The 7,812-nt window shown below is 55.7% G+C and carries 5 protein-coding genes; 4 read left to right on the forward strand and 1 reads right to left on the reverse strand.

All coding sequences use genetic code 11. The annotated features are described in order from the left end of the window. Positions 1 to 447 precede the first annotated feature (447 nt). Both IF803_RS37710 and IF803_RS37715 read left to right on the forward strand, forming a co-directional pair. Positions 448 to 1,335, forward strand: coding sequence for a TauD/TfdA dioxygenase family protein (locus IF803_RS37710; RefSeq protein ID WP_461195686.1), 888 nt, complete (start codon positions 448 to 450; stop codon positions 1,333 to 1,335). Positions 1,336 to 1,986: 651 nt separating this feature from the next. After that, positions 1,987 to 3,081, forward strand: a complete 1,095-nt coding sequence (locus tag IF803_RS37715; protein ID WP_461195687.1) for a KamA family radical SAM protein — start codon at positions 1,987 to 1,989, stop codon at positions 3,079 to 3,081. A 569-nt stretch (positions 3,082 to 3,650) separates the two neighbouring features. Here the strand turns inward: IF803_RS37715 and IF803_RS37720 are convergent. After that, entirely contained in the window at positions 3,651 to 4,076 is a 426-nt protein-coding gene (locus IF803_RS37720; protein WP_461195688.1) for a GNAT family N-acetyltransferase, read from the reverse strand. A 990-nt stretch (positions 4,077 to 5,066) separates the two neighbouring features. Between IF803_RS37720 and IF803_RS37725 the strand changes: the two genes are divergently transcribed. Both IF803_RS37725 and IF803_RS37730 read left to right on the forward strand, forming a co-directional pair. Further along, the gene (locus tag IF803_RS37725) at positions 5,067 to 5,942 is read left to right on the forward strand and encodes a S1/P1 nuclease (RefSeq protein ID WP_461195689.1); all 876 of its coding nucleotides are present in this window, start codon (positions 5,067 to 5,069) and stop codon (positions 5,940 to 5,942) included. 208 nt (positions 5,943 to 6,150) lie between these two features. Continuing rightward, positions 6,151 to 7,176: a hypothetical protein gene (locus tag IF803_RS37730; RefSeq protein WP_461195690.1), complete on the forward strand. Its 1,026-nt coding sequence runs from the start codon at positions 6,151 to 6,153 to the stop codon at positions 7,174 to 7,176. Positions 7,177 to 7,812: the final 636 nt, after the last annotated feature.

Below are 7,812 nucleotides of genomic sequence, written 5' to 3' on the forward strand. Positions count from 1 at the left end.
TTCGTCATGCGCGGCATGATGATCGCTTGAGTGGGCGTATCACACCATCATGAAAGATCTTCCATGGCCACGTTTGGCGGCGAGCAAGCGTTGCTCAAGATCGGTAAAGAAAGCTGGTTTCGTTTCATGGACTGGACATGGATTGGCTCTATGATCTGCGGTGTCAAGCTAGGTCGATGATCAATCGGAAGATCGATCCGATGGCGTTTATACGTAAATGTTTTTCGATCGAAACCGCACTGGATGCCTCCGCGCGCACAGGGAGTCAGACCATAAGATGATGGTGGTGCATATCCGAAATCCTGCTTGGCTCGTTGGGCGGCGTGGATCAGGTAATTCGGATGCCAGCCATCAAGGTGGCTCGTCACGTTGCCCGTCCGGCATCATCATCAATCGGGGGCTTTGTTTACGACATCCACAGAGAGAGGCGCCGTCATGAGTAGCACAATGATTGATGATAACGTCATTTCGCGAGCAGACATCGTCAGGCATGCGGACCGGCTAGGCGCCGAAATCAAGAACATTGCGCTATCGGACGGTTTGTCAGACGAGGTCGTCACCGCCATTAAGCAGCTTCTGCTCGAGCATAAGGTCATCTTCTTCCGTAATCAGGGGCATCTCGATGATGCCGAGCAACAGCGATTTGCTCTCCGGCTCGGCTCGCTGATACCTCATCCCAAAATGGTGGACACAAGGGGAGGCTTGACGATCCGGGAAACGCTCGCTGATCGCGCCTACCGCCACCTCGACAAGATGAACGATGACGATGTCTTCAATGCAGGCCACCCGAAAATCTCAGTGCTGCGAGGTGCAGCGATCCCGCCTTTTGGCGGTGACATCGCCTGGTCGAGCACTGCGGCGGCTTATCTTGACCTTCCCGATTCCCTGCGGATGCTTGCCGATAGCCTCTGGGCTGTGCGCTGTGCCGCATTTGACTACACTATGGCGGAAGGCGGCACGCAAACCGACAACAGGACACTGGACGACATATTCACCGGAACGATCTACGAAACGACACATCCGATCGTTCGCGTTCATCCCGAGACCGGCGAACGCATGCTCACGCTTGGTCGTTCCGTGCAGAACTTTGTCGGCCTGCAGCGCTATCCCAGCCAAAGATTGTTCGAACTGCTGCAATCCTACCTCACTGCGCCGGAGAACACTCTGTGCTGGAACTGGAAATCAGGCGACGTTGCAATCTGGGACAATCGCGCGATCGAGCGGTATCCCATCAATGAAATCGGCAGTCCTCATTGGGCCATGGACCGGCTTACGATTGACGCGGGCTTACCACATATAAGAAGGCTGAAATCACGGGCCGCTGAAGCTGCCTAGCATGGGCGGTAGGTCGGATTTCGTAAAGACGCTGGCAGTTCATGACCAAGTGGGGCCATCTGCTGTCGGTCTGGAGTGAACTTTTCAGGGTTTGTTGCAATCCCGCCAGAATTGCGCGGCCGGCGCGGGCGATCTGGTTGCTTAGATTGCCGAGAAGGCGCGAGCAGCTCCGCCATTCTTGTGTGAGAGAACGCGGCAAAGTGCGAACCGACTGTTCCGATGCTATCTGTGCTGGGCAGTGAAAACGTGTAGCGGTCGAGCCTGGCGATGGCGCGAGGCGCTGTCTAAAAGCGGCCTAGCGCACTGAAGAACCTTATGAATGTGGGGCCCGCGAGATCAGAGCTCCGATCACCGACGAGTGCGTTTCAAAAGTGCCCGTCGCAATCAGGGGCGTTCACCTCGCCTCCGCTGGCGGCTTGCCGCATGCCTTCGCGTTCTGTGCGGTCAACTAATGGCAACGATTTAAGTCCGCCACAGCGCCGCGATCCTCGGCGCGCCGCTATCTGGCGGCTACCAGAGTGCCTCTCTCAACTCTCAAGTCTGGTAGTCCTCACCACACCAGGTAGGTATCGATCCACTATTGTTGCTGTAGTGTAGACGCGCAGATCGTACCGCATCAAATGTGCTGATCAGGACAGACGAGGTGTCGCAATGGAAGCCATAGCTGATCCGCTGGATTGCAAAGGACGCGTACTAAAGTTCATCGAAGAAACGCGCGTAGTGAGCGAGAGCGAACTGCAGATCAACAACATCACGCCTTATCATGTCACAAAGTTTTATCGCGAGCAGATTGCCAAAGACAGGTACTACGATCAGCTGAAGCGAATTGTAGAGCCCTCTCTGGACGAGTTCGAGAGCCCGGGCACCTTGGATACGAGCGGCGAACACGACAATACGGTCGTTCCGGGATTGCAGCACAAGTACCCGCAGACCGGCCTGTTGCTGGTGACGGAGCGCTGCGGTTCGTATTGCCGTTATTGTTTTCGCAAGCGTATCGTTGGCAAGGCTTCCGATGAAATCGCGCCGGACTTCGATCAGGTCGCGCAGTATATTGCGCGCCATCCTGAGATGACCAACGTGCTACTATCGGGAGGTGACCCGTTCGTGCTTAGTACGGCCAAGCTGAACAGGATCCTTGACCACCTGCTGCCTATCAATCATTTGAGTTCGATCAGATTTGGTACAAAAATGCTGGCCTATGAACCAAGGCGGTTTGAAGATTCCGCTCTGCCGGCACTGTTCGAGCGGATTCACAAGGCGGGCAAAACTCCAGTAATCGTCACGCATTTCGATCACGTGGGTGAGATCTCGTCCGATGCGGAGCACAAAGTTCGCTCGTTGCGAGCGCAAGCCGTGCAGTTTCTCAACCAGGCCGTACTTCTCGCGAAAGTCAACGACGATCCGAAGATCCTCGCAGAAACATTCGCCAAATGCCACGACATCGGAGTGCGCCCTTACTACCTCTTTCAAGCGAGGCCGGTGAAGGGCGCATCCCATTTTCAGGTTGCGCTCCGACGGGGAATAGAGATTGCGCGCGGCGTCAACCAGCGCCTTAGTGGCATCGAGAAGACGTTCAAATACATCATGTCTCATTACACAGGAAAGATCGAAATACTGGATTTGGCAGACGATGGCCGCGTGTACATGCGATACCATCAAAACAAAGTTCCCAAGAAGATTGGACAGATCTTTTCGCGGCCTTACGTCGAGGCTGCCTGCTGGTTGGACGATTTGCCAGAACACTGATATCTAACACCGTGCAATGCTGATTACGAACTCGAGCGAGTGCAGCGCGCCGGCGACGGTCATCGGAGGCGGCGATGCCTCGGGTAAACTCGGTCGCGCAGTGCAGGGCGAGCCACCTCACTACTGGAAGAGTCGCGACACGTGGTCCTGATTGGCCTCTGGCCGAGCTGGTGAATTTTGCCCCACATACCGGTCCTTCCCGAGACAACATGATTTCGGGCTTTAATAGTTGGGACCCGGCTGAGATTGACCGGTGCCACGCTGGGGCTGCGTTGAGAGCACGGCGTCGCGACAACCCTGCCCGGGGGCCGCCTTCGTAGATTTGGAAGTTCTTGTTCGGCGTAATGGCGATCTCAGGCCTGCATGCGGCCTAGGCATTCGTCGCACGCATTACAGTTCTTTTTGGAGTTCGGTTCCGAGACGCCATCCGTCTGTTTTCGACCTTCTTACGACCACATCCACGCAGTCTGTGAATAGCAACAGCGAATCATAGCCATCTGAATTTGCAATGTAGGGCGCTCTTTTGGGCAATTATCTGTTTATCCATCTGTTCTCGGCCGGAAGGCAGGCTATGAGCGCGCTTCCAGGGTCTTGGTCATGAAAACGCGGAATGCTCCGGGCGGGTCGCAAGGCGTTCGGCCGAATGCCTTCCATCCGTTCCGAGCGTAGAAATCCGGAAGATTGACGGTGTAAAGGAAGGCCGATCGACAGCCGCGCTGTCGGCCCTCTTCTTCAAATCTCTTCAAGATCGCTTTTCCCAAGCCCCTCCCGCGCAATTGCCTTGGCAGAAAGAACGAATCCAGGAACAGCAGTCCTGCCGATGAAAGTCCTATCGCACCGCCGAGAGCGCGCTTGGTTTGGGAATCCTGTAATACCACAGCAATGGGGCGGCTATTGCCGACGCCGGTGATGACACCACCGAAATCCTCATTACCCCGCTCGATCGCCTGTACGATGGAAGAAGCGATTACATCGGTTACGACGATGTCCGGCATGGCTCCTCCTTACGTACAGACTGTTGTAGCAGCGTAGCGCCAAGCTCAGCCTCAGACGAGGCTGCGATCCGAGAAAACCGCAAGCCGATCGAACTGACGCGCGCGAACCTATGCATACGGGCTGTTGGCAGTACTCTCGTTGTACACTCCCTTCTTGATCCTCGGTCAGCCGCCTTGCCCGCATGTTCGCCGCGCTAGCATCCGAGTAGCGAAGCGAATATCCGCGCTGCATCGCGTTACCGCGTCTTGAAGGCCTCTCGACGTGGACATCACGTTCAGCGAAGCCGAATAGCGGTCCTTGTTTCAGATGTGCTCAAGAGCGCCGGCCAGCAGAGTATGGGAATGTTTCTTCGTCTCCCGATTGTCTTCTCATCAGGGCTCACTAATCGGCGCGTGACTGAGACTATATGGCGGGTTGCGTTTCGAAACTATCAAGGTCGATAGTGGATGTTTCATGTCTGTTGTGCCCCGCAAAGCACGTCGGGCGCGGCGAGCCTCGTGCCGGCCCGCCTTAGCCTTGAGCCCTACCCGACTCTTGGTTTCGGAAGGCTTATGTGTGGCCATGGCGGTTGCCGCGGATGGACGACATTACATCGGTCGCTGCCGAAGAGGCGTAGTGGGATCGCCGCCGAGCGCAGAACGGAAGCGCTCCTCAAGCAACTGCAGTGCTTTATTGGAACTGCTTACAGGCGCCGACTGAGGGGACGTTGCTAAATGTCACAAAACCGCAAAGTAGCTTTGCCATGCCCTCCGGCATAGCTGCAGATTTCAAATAGGAATACGGCCCTGGGACATTCGTACGTTTCGTACGTTGAGCCTGCTGGAAATGATCTGATCGACCAGCTCATCCGGGAGGGTGCGGATTGACATTCACGCAATCTCTGCGAGGGTTGGACTGCGCTGTGAGCGCCTCTCAGGCTCTCGAATTTCCAGTCTTCATTGTTCTGCCAGCAATTTGAGGAGTTAATTATGATACGAGTGGCGACGAGCTTGGCCATCATTGCCTGTGGCGCAGTTCTCAACTGTTCGAACGTAAGCCGCGCACTCGCTTGGGGCGACGAAGGCCATGAGGTGGTAGCTCTGGTGGCGCAGTCTTTTCTGGATGGGGATGTGCGCAAGCGGGTGAATGCCCTTTTGGCTGCCGATACCGATCCGCTCACCGCTCATGACATTGCGTCAGCAGCTACGTGGGCGGACAAGTACCGGGATGCGAATGTGAACAATTCACGTGAGCGGACGCGGCAGTGGCACTTTGTCGATATTGAGATCACCGCCCCGAATTTTGACGAAGCCTGTTTCAATCATCCGCCCGTGCCCAACGGTACACCCGCTTCTGATGGGGCGGCGGCCGATTGTGTGGTCGACAAGATTCAGCAGTTCGCGGCGGAGCTCGCCAATCCCGCGACAGATGTCGAGGAGCAGGTCGCCGCGCTCAAATTCTTGCTTCACTTCGTCGGCGACGTGCACCAACCGCTGCACAGTTCTGACGATCATGATCGCGGCGGCAACGCCAAGCGGGCTTCGGCGGCCGGGCTTAGCGCCGGCAATCTTCACCATTTCTGGGACACCGAGTTTGTAGACCAGCTGGGACCCGATTCTCGAACCATCGCCTCCGATCTCATCGGCCACATCACGAAGGAACAGCAAGCGCAATGGCAAGCTGGAAAGCCTGACGATTGGGCCAAGGAAGCGTTCGCATTGTCAAAGGATGACGTGTATGGCCAGCTTCCAGCTCCCAACGCGCGTGGAAGCTTTCGGTTGACAGATGACTATGTGACGACGGCAACAAATAACGTCGCAATCCAGCTGAGTAAGGCCGGTGTGCGGTTGGCGATGGTCCTGAACCAGGCGCTGCGCAAACCCTAGAAGCGCATATCATGGCGAGACAACTTACGTGAACAGCTGACGGTGCCAAGAGATGGAGGTGGGGCTCATGGGGACTTGCCGCTTTGGCGCTGCTCTTGCTGAAGCAAGCAGGGCGCCGGTTGGAATACCGGCGTGGGCCGCAGCACCAGCAAACTAACTGTAGAATTAGACAAGCTAGAAGCCGAGGTTATGCGCGGTAGGGGGTGATATGGCGAGACCGCTGGAAACACATGAAGAAGCGGCTCTCAACGCCGCTGGCGAGCTGCTAAGATTTGGAGCGCAGAATACGGCCGAGGTGCCACTTGATGCCGTCACAGCAATCACAGATGCTTTCGGCGCGAGGCAGTCGAACGCCTGGGACGACGCGGTCGCTGTAAAATTTTGGGTGGCCTACAATCACCTATGCAGCCTGATCAAGCCTGTTACCCCCGAAACGATCAGTGCCGTTACCGTGCCTGCTGCTCGATGCCGTTGGTTTAGCTTTCTTCGTTCCAAGCCTGTAGCCCAAGCGACAGCAAATCGCTATCTTATCTGGCTTCTTAGTTTGTTGATCGCTGCGGTCGTTTTGGGCTTCGTCGTGAGTACAGCGACTAGCTTCAAAACCGAGGTTCAGGACCTGCTTACGAAACTAGATCAATTGTCGGCGCCGCTCCAAATTAAAAACGAGCAGCTCGCAAAGGACGACAACGATTTTTCGAAGGGATCGGATGCGCAGCATGCAGTTGAAGATATGGTGACTCAGCACAACCGTCTTACGGAGCAACTGGCGCAAAAAACACGAGCAATGTCGACGATTATTTCGTTCGGTCTTCGCAGTGCGAAAGTGCTTCCCGGGAGCAACGAGCGGCCCCACGGCGTTGACGATGTCAGAGAGACGCTTCGAAACTATTACCTAATGCGCGATGCGGTCTCGGTCTACGTCCAATCGGAAACCCTCTATGCTGGCATCATAGCTACTTCGATTCTCCCAATCTTGCTCGGGCTGATGGGGGCATGCTCTTACATAGTCAGACTGATTTCTGACCAGATCAAGGATAGCTCTTTTTCGCCGACCTCGCCGATTCGACACCGGGTAAGGTTTGCGCTGGGTGGACTAGCGGGCGTCGTTATCGGATACGGAGGATTTCACGGGAGCGACAGTCTGTCTCCCTCAACGCTCGCATTTCTTGCCGGGTATGCCGTTGAGCCCGTGTTTGCGACGTTTGATTCGATCGCGGCCAAATTCCGCAGTTGAGGATTTTCGCTCAATTGCGGGTATGATGGACAAGTCTTGCGATACTGAACGATGGCAGCACGATAAGCGTTCATACCGTCAACGTACTTCGGCAGTAGGCCGCGGTACAGACGGATCAGTTCGTCGTACAAATCCGTGTCACCTTGCATCTTTTCCGCTTCGGTGCGCAGCGTTTCGAGAGCGTTTCGAAATGCCTCCACCCGTGCAGATCTGAAACGCTCAATCTGCTTCCGGCAGTTTTCACATTCGGAACCGGGTCGACAGTTTTCACACTCTGAACCAGGTCCGCCAATCATACCAAGAAACGATTGAGGCTCGCGAACCTTAAGGTCGAACTGAAATGCTGAGTCTGAGCCGCCGTCTTTCGTGCAAGTGATGATCCCGGTACTATCGACGAGGCCGCAGGCGTATTTGGCCGCTTTCGATTTCTGCCCGGCTGTGCAGAGCAGAACCATAGCGATCAGCGTAGCCCTAAGTGCCCTCGACATCACCTCTCCCCCCGATCGAGAGTGTTCCCAAGAATAACCTAATCGGAACGTCGTCATCGATCAATACTCCTGGTTGAGTAATGCAAGCCGGCAGTTTTGGAGCGAATGCGCTGAAAGACAAGGCGGCTGTCTGGGGTGAGGTTGAACG

It is taken from the genome of Bradyrhizobium sp. UFLA06-06, from assembly GCF_054820065.1.